Below are 17117 nucleotides of genomic sequence, written 5' to 3'. Positions count from 1 at the left end.
GGCACCGACACCGGGCGCCGACGCCTCACGGTGTTCAGCTCCGCGGCCACTCGTCGATGAGGACGTCCCAGCGCGAGACCTGGGCGAGGCGGAGGATCCGGTGAACGTACCAGGGGTCGTTCGACAGACGTCGCCGGATCGTCTCCTCGTCGGGGGCGCGCATCACGAGAACGGCGCCGCCCTCGTCGGGCAGCGCCCCGCCGAGGAGGACGTCCCCCTCGTCCACGAGCGCGTTGATGAAGGCGGCGTGGTCGTCCCACCACGGCTGCTGCCGCATGGGGATGCGGAGGTCGCGGTCCGCTCCCGCTTCGGATCGGACCACCCAGACGTGCGTCGTCGTCGACTCGTTCATCGCCGCAGTCTGGCACGCCCCACCGACACTCGCACCCCGCCCGCACTCGCGTCCCGCCGGCACCGCGCGGGCGCAGCACGCCGCCGGGACGGGTATCGTGGTCCGCGGCGGACGTGAGGAGTGACGACCCTCGCGCCGGATCCCCGGCACCCGTCCCCCGCGCGTCCCGGCGTACCGACGAGAGGCCGGCGCTCGCCGGCGAAGGTGTGGTGGCACCGCGATCTGGCCCCCGCCCGCACCTCCAGGGCTTCCCGCATCTGGAGGAAGAATGTCGATACCACCCGTCCCCCGCGTCCTCGCCGCGCACCTGCCCGAAGCCGCCCCCGGCACGACGGTGACCCTGCTGGGTCACGTCCTTCGCCGACGTTCCCTGTCCGCCGTGACCTTCCTCGTTGTGCGCGACCGCTCGGGAACGGCGCAGGTGGTCCTGCGCGCCGACGAGGCGGGCCGCACCGACGTCCCGCCGGAGGAGACGCCGGTCCGGGTCACCGGGATCGCGACACCGAACCCGAACGCCCCCGGCGGCGTCGAGGTGACCGCGCCCCGCATCGACCTGCTCTCCGATCCGGCCCGCACTCCCCCGTTCGAGCTGTGGCGCCCGTCCCTCGGCGCGGGCCTCGCCGCGATCCTCGACCACGCCCCGGTCTCGCTGAGGCACCGGAGCCGCCGCGCCGCCTGGGAGATCGCCGCGGCCAGTCTCCGGGGCTTCCGGGACACCCTCGACCGTCAGGGCTTCCGGGAGGTGCACACGCCGAAGCTCGTCGGGTCCGCCACCGAGTCGGGGGCGGACGTGTTTCCCGTGGACTACTTCGGCCGGCCGGCGTTCCTGGCTCAGAGCCCTCAGTTCTTCAAGCAGCAGCTCGTGGGCGTGTTCGAGCGGGTGTACGAGGTGGGCGCGGTGTTCCGCGCCGAACCCCACGACACGGTCCGCCATCTCGCCGAGTACCGGTCCCTCGACGCGGAGCTCGGGTTCATCGACGACCATCGCGACGTCCTGCGCTGCCTGCGCGACGTGCTCGACGGGATGGTCACGGAGATCGGCCGGTCCGCCGAGGAGGCGGTGGCGGTGCTCTCCCCCGACCTGCCCGTCGTCCCGGACGAGATCCCGACGATCCACTTCCGGGACGCGCTCCGGCTCGTCGGCGCGCCGGCCGACGAGCCCGACCTCGCGCCCGAGCACGAACGCGCGCTCGGCGCCTGGGCCCGCTCGGAGCACGGCAGCGACTTCCTCGCGGTCGAGGGCTATCCGATGGCGAAACGGCCCTTCTACACCCATCCCCAGCCGGACGACCCGCGCTGGAGCAACAGCTTCGACCTGCTCTTCCGAGGCATCGAGCTCGTCACGGGCGGGCAGCGCCGGCACCGGTACGACGACTACGCCAGCGCCCTTCGTGCCAAGGGCGAACGTCCCGAGGACCACGCCGAGTATCTCTCGGCCTTCGCGCACGGGATGCCGCCCCACGGCGGGTTCGCGATCGGGCTCGAACGCTGGGTCGCACGCGTGATCGGAGCCGCCAACGTCCGCGAGGTCACCCTGTACCCGCGGGACCTGCACCGTCTGACGCCTTAGCCCTCCGCGGCCCCCAGGCGGCGCAGCCACTCGATGAGCAGCGCCGTCTCCGCAGCGCCGAGGACACCGGGACTCGCGGCGGCGATCTCGATCGCCGCCGCGAGAGCGTCGTCGCGCCCGGAGGCCGTCCCGGTGATCGCCGCGAGGACGCCCTCGCGCACCTCGGCGGACAGGTCCGGATCGGGCTCGGCCAGCACGATCTGGCGGAGGGTCACGCCGATGTTCGCCACGAGCACGTGGGCGGCCGCCCGCTCCGGCGTGGTCACGAGCCGTCCCTGCGCCGCGGCGCGCCCGGTGAGCCCTCGGAGGATCTCGCTCGCCCTGGCCTGCGGCGCCGGCGAATGCCCCGGGCGCACCTTTCCGTACATGAGCGTGTAGAAGCCGGGATGCGCGAGACCGAAGGCGACGTGCGCATCCCACCCCGCACGGATGTCCTGGATCGGGTCGCCCGTCGACTCCATCGCGGCCTTCTCGCCGAGGTACAGATCGAAGCCGCGCTCCACGACGGCGTCGATCAGCCCCTGCTTCGAGCCGAAGAAGTGATACAGCGTCGGCATCTTGACGCCCACCGCGTCACAGACCGCACGCAGCGAGAAATCCTCGCCGGGAGCGGCCGCGATGAGATCCGCGGCGGCCCGGATGAGGCGCTCTCGTGTATCGCTTCCACTCGACGCTGTCATGCTGCTACATTACCTCGTGTAGCATCACTACACGATTCCATTCCATTGCTATAGGAGGCATCCATGGCCGACCACACCCTCTCCGGGAAGAACGTGCTCATCGCGGGCGGCGCGAAGAACCTGGGCGGGCTGATCGCCCGGCAGGCCGCCGACGCCGGCGCCGATGTCGCGATCCACTACAACTCCGAGAGCACCCGGGCCGACGCCGAGCAGACCCTCGCGACCGTCGAGGCCGCCGGCCGCACGGGCGTCATCCTGCAGGGCGACCTCACCGTCCCCGCGAACGTGACCCGCCTGTTCGCCGACGCGGCGGCCGCCCTCGGGACCATCGACGTGGCGGTGAACACCGTCGGCAAGGTCCTGCGCAAGCCCATCGTCGAGACCACCGAGGACGAGTACGACTCGATGTTCGACATCAACGCGAAGGCGGCATACTTCTTCCTGCAGGAAGCAGGGAAGAACCTCGCGGACGGAGGGAAGATCATCACGATCGTCACGTCGCTCCTCGCCGCGTTCACCGACGGCTACTCCACCTATGCCGGCGGGAAGTCCCCGGTCGAGCACTTCACCCGCGCCGCGGCGAAGGAGTTCGCCCCTCGCGGCATCTCCGTCACCGCGATCGCCCCGGGCCCGATGGACACCCCGTTCTTCTATGGCCAGGAGACCCCGGAGCGCGTCGCGTTCCACAAGTCGCAGGCCATGGGCGGCGAGCTGACCAAGATCGAGGACGTCGCCCCGATCGTCCGGTTCCTCGCCACCGAGGGCTGGTGGATCACCGGACAGACCATCTTCGCCAACGGCGGCTACACCACCCGCTGAGAACGAAAGGAAGAGATCGACATGACCACTCCCACCCTTCCCGAACCCGTGTCCTCGTTCTTCGAGGCCGTGCACAGCCAGGACGAGGACGCGTTCCTCGCCGCGTTCACCGACGACGGCTCCGTCGACGACTGGGGACGCGTGTTCACCGGTCGCGCGCAGATCAAGGCCTGGAGCGACAAGGAGTTCCTCGGCTCAGCGGGACGCCTCGCCGTCCAGTCCGTCGAAGCCGAGGACGGGCGCGTCACGGTCGTCGGCGACTGGAGCTCGTCCTACGCGAACGGACGCTCCGCCTTCACCTTCGACCTCCAGGGGGACCGGATCCGCCGGATGACCATCCGCGAAGGCTGACCCGGCGGGTGATCGCCCGCCGGAGCGCCCCTCGATGATGCCGCGAAGGCGGTGGAGGGGCAGCTTCGGCCGGCGGTCGCCCGTCAGCAGGCCGTTGCGCTCCTGCCGGGTGTCGGCGAGCTGGGTCCAGCACCACCCCGCGAGTCCATCGCGGCGCCCGTCGACGCCGCGGGTGGCCGCCCGGACGGCAGAGAGGATGTCCTCGATCCGCCGGGCGAAGTCCTCCTCGTCCGCTGCCTCCGAGTATCCCCACGCCCCGGGCTCCGAGGCGTCGGGGTCCCACTTCACACCACCGAACTCGGTCAGCATCACCGGCTCGCCGTGATCCGATGTGCCGGGCAGACGCAGCCGCCGCCCCGCGGGGCCGATCCCATCGAGGAACGATCGCAGCTCGTCCTCGGCCACGTCGTATCGTCGGCGCAGGACATCGCCCTCGGATTCGTAGTCGTGGACGGTCCAGATGTCGGACGCCGCGAGCTCCCAGCCGTCGTTGGAGACCACGGGCCTCGTGGGGTCCAGCGCCTTCGTCAGGAGGTACAGGGACTCGGCGAACGCCCGCTGATCCGGACGGGACGCGATGTCCGGCACGCCCCAGCTCTCGTTCAGCGGCACCCAGGTGACCACGCTCGGGTGGTTCCGGTCGCGGACCACCGCCTCGGTCCACTCGGCGGTCGTCGCCCGCATCGCGTCGTCGTCGAACCGGTACGCGGCGGGCATCTCCGCCCACACCATCAGCCCGCACCGGTCCGCCCAATAGAGGAACCGCTCGTCCTCGACCTTCTGATGCATGCGCACCGCGGTGAACCCGAGCGCGAGGATCAGCTCGACCTCCCGGCGCAGCGCGTCCGGATCCGGCGCCGCGAGGTGCGACGCGGGCCAGTACCCCTGGCTCAGCACGGATCGCAGCACCACGGGGCGTTCGTTGACGAGGAACGCCCCGTCCGCGCAGGCCACGGAGCGCAGCCCGAGATAGCTCGCCACCTCGTCGGGCTCCTGCTGCCCGGTCTCGACGTGCACGCGCGCATCGAGCAGCGTCGGCGCCCCGGGACGCCAGAGTAGGTCCTCGGAGGCGGGGCCGTCCCGAAGGCGGCCGAGCGGCACGGTCACGGCGACCGCCGACGCGTCCGCCTCCGCCGTGGCAGCCCCCAGGAGCTGATCGTCGCCGGTGATCTCGACCCTCACCCGCGTGGGGCTCCGCCGCGCGAGGGCGACCTCGGCCGTGGCCGTCCCCCGGGCCAGGTCAGTGCTCCAACGGAGACCCGTCACGTGCTGGGGCGGCACGGACTCGATCCACACGGGCTGCCAGATCCCCGTGCTGCGGTGGTACCAGATCTCGTGGGGCTCCCGTTCCCAGTCCTGTTTGCCGCGCGGCTGGGACAAGTCCCGTGGATCGTCCTCGGCGCGGACGACGAGGACGAGGGGGCGGCCGACAAGGTCCTCCCACGCGTCCGTGAGGTCCACCGTGAACGGCGTGTGCCCTCCCCGGTGCCCGCCGACGCGTCGCCCGTCCAGCCAGACCTCCGCCGTGTGGTCCACCGCTCCGAAGTGGAGGAGCAGCCGTTTCCCCCGGCGGTGGCCGGCCGCGGCGATCTCGGTCGCCGCGATCTCCCTGCGGTACCAGACGACCGGGTGGAAGCCGGTGTCCCCGATGCCCGAAGCCGGGGACTCCGGCGGGAAGGGCACGGTGATGGCGCCGCCGAGGTCACGACCGTCGAACCACGACCGCGCGACGCCCTCGTCGGCATCGTCGTACGCGAACCCCCACGTGCCGCCGAGTTCGAGGAAGGACGAGCGCACGAGCTGCGGGCGCGGACGCGCGGGCTCCAGCCGGCTCGCGCGGAGCGGGGAGGGCGCCGGGGGCGGGGTCGTCATCATCGTCGCTCCGTTCCGCGTGCGGGGAGGTGCCCCGCCGAGTCAGGCGAGTTGCAGGGTCGTGATGCAGGTCGGGTCCGCGTCGGACAGGGTCGAGAACGGCACCGTCCCGGTCCGTCCGTCCGCCGAGACGGACAGCGTGCCCTCGATCCCGCGCGGGACCCACAGGCCGACGAAGCCGTTGTCGAACGTCCGTCGCCTCTCGTCGATCAGGACGGCGCCGTCGACGCTCGTCACGGTCACGTGCACCTCCGTGTCGCCGAGCTCGCCCAGGCACGTCGTCAGGCTGTGGAAGAAGCACTCGTGCGTGCGGGAACGATACGGCGCCACGGAGAGGTACACCTGATCCCCGGGCATCTCCAGACGGGCCTCCCGCCCCCGGGCGTCGCTGAGCAGGACCGCGTCGGGCCGGACCGATGCCATCAGCTCCGTCGAGCGCTCGGCCACCGGCAACGCGTCGAGCGTGTCGACGACTCCGACGGCGTCGAGGCCCGCCAGCCCGTGATCGGCCAGCAGCGCGGCCCCGGGCTCCGGCCCCTGGCCGCCCGCCGAGGGGACGGCGGCGCAGCCGCCCAGAGTCAGAGCGGCCACGACGGCCACGGCAGCGGTCCAGCGTCGCCGTCGCGGGATCGGAGTCGTCACGGGTGGTCCTCTCCTCGGGGTGGGGATCCCGGGCCTACTGGCCCGTCACATACTCGATCGTAGGCCCCGCCGTCCAGCCGCCGTCGACGGCGATCTCGGCACCGGTCGTGTACGACGAGGCGTCCGACAGCAGCAGCACGGCCGTGCCGACGAGCTCCTCCGGTCGTCCCACCCGCCGGTACGGGTTGTTCGGGAAGGCCCCCTCGTCGGTGGTGAGCCCGATGGACTCCGTCATCGGGGTGAGGATCATCCCGGGGTGGATCGAATTGACGCGGATCCGCTCGCGCCCGAGCTCGACGGCGGCCACCTTCGTGAGACCGCGCACGCCCCACTTCGCCGCGCCGTATCCACTCGTCAGTGCCAGCCCGAACAGCCCGGCCGCGGAGGAGATGTTCACGATCGATCCGCCGCCGGCACGTCGCAGGGCGGGCACCGCGAAATGGATGCCCATGTGCACCGCGACGAGGTTGATCTGGATGATGCGCTGGAAGGTCTCCAGCGGCTCGTCGGCGACCGGCGTTCCCGACGCGCTGACCCCCGCATTGTTCACCAAGCCGTCGAGGCGGCCGAACCGTTCCTCGGTCGCGGCGATCGCGCTCTCCCAGCTCTCCGGGGAGGTGACGTCGAGACGGACGAAGTGCGCCCGCTCCCCCAGGTCGCTCGCGACCTCCTGGCCGCCCTCCTCGGCGATGTCCCCGATGACGACGCTTCCCCCGGCCGCGACGATGCCCCGGCAGAACGCCTCCCCGAGTCCGCTCGCCCCGCCGGTGACGAGCACCACCTTGCCGTTCAGATCCATGATGTGTCCTTTCCCGCCGCCGCAGCGGCCTCTTCTCAGACGGCGTCCGCCGTCGACCGGTCGAGGGGGTCGTGCCGCCGCTCCGCGACGACGAGATCCGCAGCCTCCGCAGCGGACAGACCGGAGCGGACCATGACGCGCAGTGACGACACCGCGAGCAGCGTCATCTCGTCGGCCGTCAACCGCAGGGCGATCTCGTCCGGCCCTGCGCCGCTCCGCTCCGCCAGTGCGGCCGCCAGCGCCTGCGCCGTGTCCTCGTTGATCTCGAGCCAGACGCGGCGATACGCCGGGACCTCCACGAGCAGGTGGACGAACCGCTCGTCCCGGGGCACCTCGTCCGCGCGGTACGCACTCACGAAGGCGTCACGCGCGAGGTCCAGGAGCGTGCCCGCAGAACCCGCCGCGAGCCGGTCGACGACCTCGGCCACGAATCGCCGGTAGCCGGCTTCCAGGACCGGGCGGATGCAGTCCGCCTTGCTCGGGAAGTAGCGGAAGAAGGTGCGCTCGGACAGACCGGAGGCCGCCACGAGGACGGTCGTGGTCGTGTCCCCGCCCCCGTCGACCAGGGCGGCGATGCACCGACGCGACACGTCCGAGAGGTCGGTGGGCGACAGCCGAGCGCGAGGCATCCTCTCATCGTACTCGTTGTGCGGGTAACTGTCACTACCACAAAGGCCCTGATAGTCTGTAGGCGGTGTGTCGGGAAGCCTGGTCGACGATTCGAGCCGGCGGACCCGTCGGCGGACGCCGAACCGAGGACGCTCTATGCCCGTCGCACCCCTGTCCCGTCTTTCCCGTGCCCTGACGAAGGAGACCACCGGAGGAGCCCTCCTGGTCGCCGCCGCGACCGTCGCGCTCGTCTGGGCCAACTCCCCCTGGCGCGAGAGCTACGCCGCCGCGTCGTCGTTCGTCGTCGGTCCCGGCGCGCTGCATCTCGACCTCTCCCTTTCGACCTGGGCCGCCGACGGCCTGCTGGCCGTGTTCTTCTTCGTCGTCGGGGTCGAGCTCAAGCAGGAACTGGTGGCGGGATCGCTCCGCCGCCCCGCCGAGGCGGCCGTCCCCGTCCTTGCCGCCGTGGGCGGGATGGCCCTGCCGGCCCTGGTCTTCGTCGGCGTCGTCCTCCTGGCTGACGATGCCGCCTCCCTCACCGGCTGGGCGATCCCGACCGCCACGGACATCGCCTTCGCCCTCGCCGTGCTCGCGATCTTCGGCCGAGGTCTCCCCCGGACGGTCCGCGTCTTCCTCCTCACCCTCGCGGTCGTCGACGACCTCCTCGCGATCGTGGTCATCGCGGCGTTCTACACCGGATCCGTGGACCTCGTCGCGCTCGCGCTCTCGCTCGTGGCCGTCGTCGTCTTCGCCCTCCTCGCACGCAACCGTCGAGCCTCCTGGTGGATGCTCCTCCCGGTCGCGGGCGCGTCGTGGTACTTCATGCACGAGTCCGGCGTGCACGCGACCATCGCCGGCGTGCTGCTGGAGCTGAGCGTCCCCGCGCGGCGGCGCCACGGCGAGACCGAGACGAGGACGCACCGGTATGAGCGCCTCGTGCGCCCGTGGGCCGCCGGCGTCGCACTGCCCCTGTTCGCGTTCTTCTCGGCGGGCGTCACCGTCGTGGACGGAGAGGGCATCGCCGCAGTGGTCGCGCAGCCGGTCGTGATCGCGATCGTCGCGGGCCTGTTCGCGGGGAAGCTGCTCGGCGTCCTCGGCGTGACCGCACTGGTCACCCGGACGACCCCGCTCCGTCTCCCGGACGGGATCCTCCTGCGCGACCTCGTCCCCGTCGCGATGCTGACCGGCATCGGATTCACCGTGTCGCTGCTGATCGCCGGTCTCTCGTTCGACGAGACCGGCCCGGCCGATGCCGCCAAGCTGGCGGTGCTGGCGGGCAGCCTGCTGTCCGCGACCGCCGCGGCCGTCAGCCTGCGCATCGCCGCCGCGCGCCGCCGACGTGCGTCCGAGCCCCTCGCGGCCGGCGTCCGGTGACGGTGCCCGTTCCCCCGACCGGGCCGTCGGGCGCCGATACGATGGGCGGATGACCCGTACCCCGAACGCCGCCGCCGACCCGGGATGCGGGTGCGGATGCGGGACGCCCGGCCGCTCCTCGTTCCTCAGCCTGAGCACGACCGCCGCCGCTCCGACGCCCGCCCCGGCGTCCGGACGTCACACGATCCCCCAGGCGCGGGTCCCGTCCGGGTCGTTCACCATGGGCGACTCGTCGGGAGACGAGAACCCCGCCGACGGCGAGACCCCGCGGCACCGCGTCACCGTCACCGGGTTCGACATCGATGAGACGAGCGTCACCAACGCGGCGTTCGCGCGATTCGTCGCGGACACCGGCTACCGGACCGAGGCCGAGACCTTCGGGTTCTCGGCCGTGTTCCACCTCGCCCTCGCCGCCGAGCCGTCCGACGTGATGGGTCCGGCGGGAGGGACGCCGTGGTGGCTGGGGGTGCGGGGCGCGGACTGGGCGCACCCGGGCGGTCGGCTCTCGGACATCGAGGGCATGGAGGAGCACCCGGTGACCCACGTGAGCTGGAACGACGCCCAAGCCTACTGCGCCTGGGCCGGACGCCGCCTGCCCACAGAGGCCGAGTGGGAGTACGCCTCGCGCGGCGGGCTCGACGGCGCCAAGTACCCCTGGGGCGACGACGAGGTCGACGAGGGAGGATGGCGCGCGAACATCTGGCAGGGAGTCTTCCCGCGGATCAACACGGCCGAGGATGGCTACCTGACCACGGCGCCTGTGCGGACGTTCGCCCCGAACGGATACGGCCTGTGGCAGACCGTCGGCAACGTCTGGGAATGGTGCGCCGACGGGTTCGATCCGCGAGCCTACCGCCGGGGCGACGCCGTCGATCCGGTCGGACCGCCCACGGCGGGCTCCCGCGTGCTCCGCGGCGGCAGCTACCTCTGCCACATCTCCTACTGCAACCGCTACCGCAACTCGGCACGGTCCTCGAACACGCCCGACTCCTCCATGGGCAACGCCGGGTTCCGCACCGTCTCCCTGCGTGCCGAGGAGGCCGCCGCATGACGACCCGACGCTTCCCCTCCCGTGTCTACCGCGACGGCGAGGAGCCGGACCCGCGGTTCAGCCTCGCGAACGAACGGACGTTCCTGGCCTGGCTGCGTACGGCCCTCGCCATGTACGCCGCCGCGTTCGCCCTCGAAGCCCTCTCCCTCCCGGAAGCGGCCGGATGGCGCATCGGAGCTGCGGCCGTCTTCCTGGCGCTCGGCACTCTGGCAGCCCTGCAGGCCTGGTTCGGGTGGATGGCGACCGAGAAGGCCATGCGCCGCAGCGCGCCGCTCCCGGGGCTGCCGATCGGGGCGATCCTCGTGGTCGGAGTGATCCTCGCCGTCGCGCTGATCGCCATCGGCCTGTTCCTGTGACCGCCGAGCCGGCTCCCGGCCTGTACGACCCGGGTCTCCAGCCCGAGCGGACCCTGCTCGCCTGGCGACGGACCTGCCTGGCGTTCGCGGTGGGGAGCCTCGTGGCGATGCGGTTCTCCGCGGAGGCGCTGGGGCTCGTCGCAGTCCTCATCGGTCTCGCCGGCTCCGGACTCGCGGTGGCGGCCTACGTCGCCGCGACGGCCGGGTACCGGCGGGCCAACGCCGCGTTGTCGCGAGGCGGGACGCTGACCCACTCCGCCTGGCCCATGGCGCTCGCCACGGCGGCGGCGCTCGCCCTGGGCGGCGCGGGTGTCGCGCTGCTGATCGCGGACGTCCTCTGACCCCTGCCCCGCCCCGGCTCCTATCATGGCGCTATGGACGAGCTCGATCGCCGCATCCTCGCGGTCCTCGCCGAGGACGGCCGTATCAGCAACGCCGAGCTCGCCGCACGGGTCGGGCTGACCCCGTCGCCGTGCCTGCGCCGCGTGCGCCGCCTCGAGGAGTCCGGCGTGATCCAGGGGTACCGGGCCGTCATCGAGCCGGCCGCGATCGGCCGCTCGCTCCGGGTGTTCGCCGGCGTCCGGCTCACCCGCCACGCGCACGCCGACGTCGCCGCGTTCGAGGCCGCCGTCGCCGCCCTTCCCGAGGTCGCCCGTGCGCACCACGTCACCGGCAACTACGACTACCTCCTCGACATCGAGGTTCCCGACCTCGCCGCATACGAGCGGTTCCACTCCCAGCGGCTGGCGTCGCTGCCCGCCGTGGGAGCGGTCAACAGCTACGTCACGATGAAGACGCTGTCGCCGCGCCCCTGAGCCCGCGACGGCATCGGCGCCGGGGGCGGATCCTTGCGCGGCCGAGCATCGTCTCCGTCGCCGGAGACCCTCCGCGCGCACGGTCCTGCCGTTGTCCCGTCCGCCGCTTGGCCTCTCGTGACCCTCTGCCTCACCCTGAGGGGACGCCCGACCGACAGAGGGAGCCGACCGTGAGCACCACCAGCACCGCCGCCGTGCACGCCGACGAGCCGCTGGCACCGGGACCGTCGGTGGCACGACCGATCTACCAGACGTCGACGTTCTGGACGGATTCCGCCGAGGAGTTCGCGGCCGTGGCCACGACCCCGCGCGGACACGACTTCTACACCCGGTACGGCAATCCGAACCACGCGCAGGTCGCCGCGGTCGTCGCCGAGTTCGAAGGCACCGAGGCCGCCATGGTGACGGCGTCCGGGATGGCGGCTCTCACGACGGCGGTGCTCGCTCTCGTCTCGGCCGGCGACCACGTCATCGGCCAGCGCTCGACCTACGGAGGCACCGCCTCGGTCCTGATGAACCTCCTCCCCCGCTTCGGCGTCGAGGTCAGCCAGGTGGACCAGACCGACACCGCGGCGTTCGCCCGTGCGATGACGCCGCGCACCCGCCTGGTCCTAGTGGAGACGCCGAGCAACCCGCTGCTGCAGATCACGGACCTGCGCGCGGTCTCCGACATCGCACACGCGCACGGCGCGCTCGTCCTCGCGGACAACACCTTCGCCACTCCCGTCAACCAGCGCCCGACCGAACACGGCGCGGACGTCGTGTGGCACAGCGCCACGAAGTACCTCGGCGGGCATTCGGACGTGTCCGCCGGGGTCCTCGCCGGGCGCGCGGAGATCCTGGACCGGATCTGGGACGTCGGCGTCCTGACCGGCGCGACGCTGGGTCCGTTCGACGCCTGGCTGCTGCTGCGCGGCATGCGCACGCTGCCCCTGCGGATGCCGCGGCACAACGCGAACGGCCTCGCCCTCGCCGAAGCGCTGCATGATCACCCTGCCGTCTCCCGGGTCCACTACCCGGGGGTGCCGAACCACCCGCAGCACGCCCTCGCCTCCGCGCAGATGTCCGGATTCGGCGGGGTGCTCGGCGTCGAGTTCGCGGGCGGCTACGCCCCGGCGGACGCGTTCCTGTCCCGGCTGCGGTACTTCCGGCGCGCGGCGAGCCTCGGCGGCACCGAGTCCCTCGCCGTCCATCCCGCCTCCATGTGGCGCGGCATGATCGACGACGCGCAGATCGCCGCCGCCGGCGTGCCCCTCGGACTGGTCCGGCTGGCCGCCGGCATCGAGGAGAGTGACGACCTCGTGCAGGACGTCCTCGCCGCCGCGGACGCGGTGCACGCCGGATAGGCGCGCCGACGCCCCCGGCGGGGGGTATCCTCGGTTTCATACCCCCCTGGGGTATTCGGACGCGCGAGCGACCGGCAATTCGAACGAAGGAGAACCCCATGTCCAATCAGAAGCTGCTGATCGCCTTCGACGGCTCACCCAACGCGCAGAGCGCGATCGACGCCGCCGCCGACCTCTTCCCCGGCTCGGGGGCGATCGTCTTCTACGCCCGCCAGCCCATGGAGGCCTTCGCCGCCCACCTGCAGGGCCACCCCCTGATCGAGGAGCTGAAGGGGCTCGACGCCGCCGCCCTCGACTCCTCGGAGCAGGTCGCGGCCGAAGGAGCGCGGCGCGCACGCGATCGGGGCCTGGACGCGACACCGATGGTGGCCTCCTCCCTCTCGACGGCCTCCGAGGCCATCATCGACGCCGCCGAGGAGCACGACGCGACCCTCATCGTGCTCGGCTCCCGGGGCCGGCGCGGAGTCAAGGCCACCCTCCTCGGAAGCACCTCGACCAACGTCCTGCACCATGCGACACGGCCGACCCTGGTGATTCCGTCAGACGCGGTGGCCGCTGCCCGGCGAGAGTCCCGCCGGGCCTGATCGATGCGCACCGGGATTCTCTGGAATACCCCTCCCGGGTATAGTGTTGTCATCGAGGAACGTACCCGCACGGGGTACCGGCAGAAGGAGACTCCGATGACGTCGACCGAGTACCAGGTGACCGGCATGACCTGCGGCCACTGCGAGCTGTCGATCCGTGAAGAGGTCGGCGAGATCGCCGGCGTCGAGGACATCCAGGTCAGCGCGCAGACGGGCCGCCTCGTGATCACCTCCGCGGAGGAGATCGACGACGCACAGATCCTCGCCGCCGTCGCGGACGCCGGCTACTCGGCGGTGCGCTCGTCATGAGGGCCGGAGCACGACTGGCGCTCTACGGCGCAGGAGTGGCGGCGGCGTTCGGTGCGGCCTTCGGGCTCGCCGGCGTCGTCGTGCCGGACTCCGCCGTCGCCGCCTGGGAGAAGGGCGCCTCCGACGCCCACGGCACGGCGTCCGACGCCGCACACGGCGAGGGCGACGCGACCGCCGGGCACCTGCCCGGCGGCCTGTCCGCGGAGCAGGGCGGGCTGCTGCTCTCCCCGATCGACGCTCCCGCCGTGCCCGGCGAGGACGGCGTCCTGAGCTTCCAGGTCCTCGACCCGGACGGACAGCCGGTGACCGACTACACGACAGAGCACGACAAGGATCTGCACCTGATGGTCGTGCGCACGGATGGCCAGGGCTTCCGCCACGTCCACCCCGCGCTCGACGACACCGGGACCTGGTCCCTGCCGTGGGCCTGGGAGCAGGCGGGCGCCTACCGCGTGTACGCCGACTTCACCCCCGCGGACGCGGAGGACCCGGTCACCCTGTCGCGCACCGTCACGGTCGGCGGCGACGTCGTCCCCGTCGAGACCGCTCCCCAGCGGACGGACGAGGTCGACGGGTACACCGCGACCCTGACCGGGGAGCTGACCGCGGGAACGCCGGGCGACCTCTCGATCGAGATCACCCGCGACGGGGAGCCGGTGACGACGCTCGAACCGTACCTCGGCGCCTTCGGCCACCTGGTCGCGCTGCGGGAGGGCGACCTCGCCTTCCTGCACGTGCACCCGGAGGGCCAGGAGCCCGAGGCCGGGCAGAGCGGCGGGCCCGAGATCCGCTTCGCCGCCACGGCGCCCACTGCGGGCCGCTACCTGCTGTACCTCGATTTCCAGATCGACGGACAGGTCCGCACCGCCGAGTTCGTCCTCGATGCCGCGCACGCGGACGCCGACTCGGCAGAACACGACGATTCGCCGTCCGAGGGCCACTGACCCCTGGTCGGCCACGGAGAACGGAGAAGGAAGAGGATGAGCACATCAGCGCCCCCCGCGGGCGGAACCGGCATCGAACTCACGATCGGCGGGATGACCTGCGCCTCCTGCGCGAACCGCATCGAGCGCAAGCTCAACAAGCTCGACGGCGTCACCGCGGCCGTGAACTACGCCACGGAGAAGGCCAAGGTGACCGTCCCCGACGGGTACGACCCCGCCCTGCTGATCGCCGAGGTGGAGAAGACCGGGTACACCGCGGCGCTTCCCGCGCCGAAGGCCTCCGGCCCGTCCGCCCCGGCGGGCGGCGAAGAGGACGACGCCGATCCCGAGCTCACCGCGCTGCGGCACCGGCTCATCGGGTCTATCGTGCTGACCGTGCCGGTCATCGCGATGGCGATGATCCCGGCGCTGCAGTTCACGTACTGGCAGTGGGCGTCCCTCGCTCTCGCGGCGCCCGTGATCGTCTGGGCCGCGTGGCCGTTCCACAGGGCCGCGTGGACGAACCTGCGTCACGGCACCGCGACGATGGACACGCTCATCTCGATGGGCACCTCCGTCGCCCTGCTCTGGTCGCTGTACGCGCTGTTCTTCGGCACCGCGGGCACGCCGGGGATGACACACCCGTTCGAGCTCACGATCGCGCCGTCGGACGGCGCGGCCAACATCTACCTGGAGGTGGGCGCCGGGGTGACGATGTTCATCCTGGCCGGGCGCTACTTCGAGAAGCGCTCCAAGCGCCAGGCCGGCGCTGCCCTCCGCGCGCTGCTGGAGCTCGGCGCGAAGGAGGTGGCCGTCCTCCGCGGCGGCGCCGAGGTCCGCATCCCGATCGAGGAGCTGCAGGCGGGCGACGAGTTCGTCGTCCGCCCCGGTGAGAAGATCGCGACCGATGGCGTCGTCGTCTCCGGCACGTCCGCGGTCGACGCGTCCATGCTGACCGGAGAGTCGGTGCCGGTCGAGGTCGGCGAGGGCGACGCGGTCGCCGGGGCGACGGTGAACGCGGGCGGACGTCTCGTGGTCCGCGCCACCCGCGTCGGCGCGGACACCCAGCTCGCCCAGATGGCGAAGCTGGTGGAGGACGCCCAGACGGGCAAGGCCGAGGTCCAGCGCCTGGCCGACCGGATCTCCGGCGTCTTCGTCCCCATCGTGATCGTCATCGCGTTCGTGGCCCTCGGCGCCTGGCTCGGCGCCGGGTTCCCCGTCGCCGCCGCCTTCACGGCCGCCGTCGCGGTCCTCGTCATCGCGTGCCCGTGCGCGCTGGGCCTGGCGACGCCGACCGCACTGCTGGTCGGGACCGGCCGGGGCGCGCAGATGGGGATCCTGATCAAGGGGCCGGAGGTCCTCGAATCCACCCGCCGCGTCGACACGGTCGTGCTCGACAAGACCGGCACGGTGACCACCGGCAAGATGACGCTCGTCGACGTGGTGACCGAGCCGGGCGTGGACCGGGCGCAGCTGCTGCGTCTGGCCGGGGCCCTCGAGGACGCCTCCGAGCACCCGATCGCCCAGGCGATCGCCAAGGCGGCCACCCAGGAGGTCGGATCGCTCCCGGTTCCCGAGGACTTCGCCAACATCGAGGGCAAGGGCGTCCAGGGCATCGTGGAGGGCACGTCCGTCGTCGTCGGGCGGGAGTCCCTGCTCGCCGACTGGTCGCTCCACCTCTCCCGGGAGGTGGCGTCCGCCAAGGCACGCGCCGAGGAGGAGGGCAAGACCGTGGTCGCGATCGGATGGGACGGCGCCGCCCGCGGCGTTCTGGTCGTCGCTGACACGGTGAAGCCGACCAGCGCCGACGCGATCGCTCAGCTCAAGGAGATCGGGCTCACCCCGGTGCTCCTGACCGGTGACAACGAGGCGGTCGCGCACCGCATCGCGGCCGAGGTCGGGATCGAGCACGTGTACGCCGAGGTGCTTCCGCAGGACAAGGTCGACGTCGTCACCCGGCTTCAGCAGGAGGGCAAGGTGGTCGCGATGGTCGGCGACGGCGTCAACGACGCCCCGGCGCTCGCCCAGGCCGACCTGGGCCTGGCGATGGGCACGGGCACCGATGTCGCGATCGAGGCGTCCGACATCACGCTGGTCCGCGGAGACCTGCGCAGCGCCGTGGACGCCATCCGGTTGTCGCGGAAGACGCTGAGCACCATCAAGACGAACCTGTTCTGGGCGTTCGCCTACAACGTCGCGGCGATCCCGATCGCGGCGCTGGGCATGCTCAATCCGATGCTCGCAGGAGCGGCGATGGCGTTCTCGAGCGTCTTCGTCGTCGGCAACAGCCTGCGCCTGCGCGGATTCCGCAGCGTCGCGCAGTGACGCCGCGGATCCACCCACCCCTGGAAGAACACGAAAGGAACCCCCGATGACCGAAGACCTCCAGCCGACGTCGAGCTGTTGCAGCACCGGAGCCGGCGGCGCCGCGCGCGTCGAGCTCCTCAGCGCACCGGCCGACGACATGACGACCTGCCCGGTGATGGTCGGCAACCCCGTCAGCAAGAAGGCCGCGGAGGCGGCAGGGCTGTTCCGTGACTACGAAGGCGAGCGGTACTACTTCTGCTGCGCCGGGTGCGGCCCGGCCTTCGACTCGGCCCCGGCCACCTACGCGGCCAACATGGCCTGAACACGCACGGCAGGGGGCGAGGCCGCGGAAGACACC

19 protein-coding genes and 1 pseudogene are annotated in these 17117 nt (G+C 72.1%); 14 read left to right on the top strand and 6 right to left on the bottom strand.

The window, feature by feature from the left end; genetic code table 11:
• Positions 1–34: 34 nt before the first annotated feature.
• The gene (locus tag V6R91_RS16620; protein ID WP_271062642.1) at positions 35–352 is read right to left on the bottom strand and encodes a YciI family protein; all 318 of its coding nucleotides are present in this window, start codon (positions 350–352) and stop codon (positions 35–37) included.
• Positions 353–620: 268 nt separating this feature from the next.
• Between V6R91_RS16620 and aspS the strand changes: the two genes are divergently transcribed.
• The gene (gene aspS / locus V6R91_RS16615) at positions 621–1922 is read left to right on the top strand and encodes an aspartate--tRNA(Asn) ligase (RefSeq protein WP_336396139.1); all 1302 of its coding nucleotides are present in this window, start codon (positions 621–623) and stop codon (positions 1920–1922) included.
• Here the strand turns inward: aspS and V6R91_RS16610 are convergent.
• Positions 1919–2602, bottom strand: coding sequence for a TetR/AcrR family transcriptional regulator (locus V6R91_RS16610; RefSeq protein ID WP_336396138.1), 684 nt, complete (start codon positions 2600–2602; stop codon positions 1919–1921). The genes aspS and V6R91_RS16610 overlap by 4 nt on opposite strands.
• A 63-nt stretch (positions 2603–2665) precedes the next feature.
• On the opposite strand from V6R91_RS16610, the gene V6R91_RS16605 reads away from it, so the two are divergent.
• Positions 2666–3421 (top strand): SDR family oxidoreductase, encoded by a 756-nt coding sequence (locus V6R91_RS16605; RefSeq protein ID WP_336396137.1) that lies wholly within the window; start codon positions 2666–2668, stop codon positions 3419–3421.
• 21 nt (positions 3422–3442) lie between these two features.
• Positions 3443–3691 (top strand): annotated as a pseudogene (locus tag V6R91_RS16600) (nuclear transport factor 2 family protein); the annotation flags it as partial.
• On the opposite strand, the gene V6R91_RS16595 reads toward V6R91_RS16600, so the two are convergent.
• The 4 genes from V6R91_RS16595 to V6R91_RS16580 are packed head-to-tail and all read right to left on the bottom strand — an operon-like array spanning position 3617 to position 7714.
• On the bottom strand, positions 3617–5647 hold the full coding sequence (locus V6R91_RS16595) for a glycoside hydrolase family 2 protein (protein ID WP_336396136.1): 2031 nt from the start codon (positions 5645–5647) through the stop codon (positions 3617–3619). The pseudogene V6R91_RS16600 and the gene V6R91_RS16595 overlap by 75 nt on opposite strands.
• 39 nt (positions 5648–5686) lie before the next feature.
• A complete protein-coding gene (locus V6R91_RS16590) occupies positions 5687–6286 on the bottom strand; it encodes a CueP family metal-binding protein (protein ID WP_336396135.1) in 600 nt (199 codons plus the stop codon).
• Positions 6287–6320: 34 nt separating this feature from the next.
• Entirely contained in the window at positions 6321–7085 is a 765-nt protein-coding gene (locus V6R91_RS16585) for a glucose 1-dehydrogenase (RefSeq protein ID WP_336396134.1), read from the bottom strand.
• 35 nt (positions 7086–7120) lie between these two features.
• The gene (locus tag V6R91_RS16580) at positions 7121–7714 is read right to left on the bottom strand and encodes a TetR/AcrR family transcriptional regulator (RefSeq protein ID WP_271062848.1); all 594 of its coding nucleotides are present in this window, start codon (positions 7712–7714) and stop codon (positions 7121–7123) included.
• A gap of 136 nt (positions 7715–7850) precedes the next feature.
• Here V6R91_RS16580 and nhaA point away from each other — a divergent pair, with 136 nt between their 5' ends.
• From nhaA to V6R91_RS16525, 11 genes are all read left to right on the top strand, one after another.
• A complete protein-coding gene (gene nhaA, locus V6R91_RS16575) occupies positions 7851–9068 on the top strand; it encodes a Na+/H+ antiporter NhaA (protein ID WP_336396133.1) in 1218 nt (405 codons plus the stop codon).
• Positions 9069–9117: 49 nt separating this feature from the next.
• Positions 9118–10119 carry a formylglycine-generating enzyme family protein gene (locus V6R91_RS16570; protein ID WP_336396132.1) on the top strand — a complete coding sequence of 334 codons (1002 nt, stop codon included), beginning with the start codon at positions 9118–9120 and terminating at the stop codon, positions 10117–10119.
• Positions 10116–10475 (top strand): YidH family protein, encoded by a 360-nt coding sequence (locus V6R91_RS16565; protein ID WP_336396131.1) that lies wholly within the window; start codon positions 10116–10118, stop codon positions 10473–10475. The genes V6R91_RS16570 and V6R91_RS16565 overlap by 4 nt, the downstream gene beginning before the upstream one ends.
• Positions 10472–10816 carry a DUF202 domain-containing protein gene (locus V6R91_RS16560; RefSeq protein ID WP_336396130.1) on the top strand — a complete coding sequence of 115 codons (345 nt, stop codon included), beginning with the start codon at positions 10472–10474 and terminating at the stop codon, positions 10814–10816. The genes V6R91_RS16565 and V6R91_RS16560 overlap by 4 nt, the downstream gene beginning before the upstream one ends.
• 33 nt (positions 10817–10849) lie before the next feature.
• Positions 10850–11290, top strand: coding sequence for an Lrp/AsnC family transcriptional regulator (locus V6R91_RS16555; RefSeq protein ID WP_336396129.1), 441 nt, complete (start codon positions 10850–10852; stop codon positions 11288–11290).
• Between the two features lie 170 nt (positions 11291–11460).
• Positions 11461–12636, top strand: coding sequence for a trans-sulfuration enzyme family protein (locus V6R91_RS16550; RefSeq protein WP_336396128.1), 1176 nt, complete (start codon positions 11461–11463; stop codon positions 12634–12636).
• Between the two features lie 98 nt (positions 12637–12734).
• Positions 12735–13220: a universal stress protein gene (locus V6R91_RS16545; protein ID WP_336396127.1), complete on the top strand. Its 486-nt coding sequence runs from the start codon at positions 12735–12737 to the stop codon at positions 13218–13220.
• A 96-nt stretch (positions 13221–13316) separates the two neighbouring features.
• A complete protein-coding gene (locus V6R91_RS16540) occupies positions 13317–13529 on the top strand; it encodes a heavy-metal-associated domain-containing protein (RefSeq protein ID WP_336396126.1) in 213 nt (70 codons plus the stop codon).
• Positions 13526–14473, top strand: a complete 948-nt coding sequence (locus V6R91_RS16535) for a heavy-metal-associated domain-containing protein (protein ID WP_336396125.1) — start codon at positions 13526–13528, stop codon at positions 14471–14473. The genes V6R91_RS16540 and V6R91_RS16535 overlap by 4 nt, the downstream gene beginning before the upstream one ends.
• 36 nt (positions 14474–14509) lie before the next feature.
• Positions 14510–16777: a heavy metal translocating P-type ATPase gene (locus V6R91_RS16530; RefSeq protein ID WP_336396124.1), complete on the top strand. Its 2268-nt coding sequence runs from the start codon at positions 14510–14512 to the stop codon at positions 16775–16777.
• 46 nt (positions 16778–16823) lie between these two features.
• The gene (locus tag V6R91_RS16525) at positions 16824–17081 is read left to right on the top strand and encodes a YHS domain-containing protein (RefSeq protein WP_067242764.1); all 258 of its coding nucleotides are present in this window, start codon (positions 16824–16826) and stop codon (positions 17079–17081) included.
• Positions 17082–17117 lie beyond the last annotated feature (36 nt).

The sequence above is a fragment of the Microbacterium sp. CCNWLW41 genome, assembly GCF_037083505.1.
The sequence above is the reverse complement of the archived record's forward strand: the minus strand, read 5'-3'. Positions and strand labels throughout refer to the sequence as shown.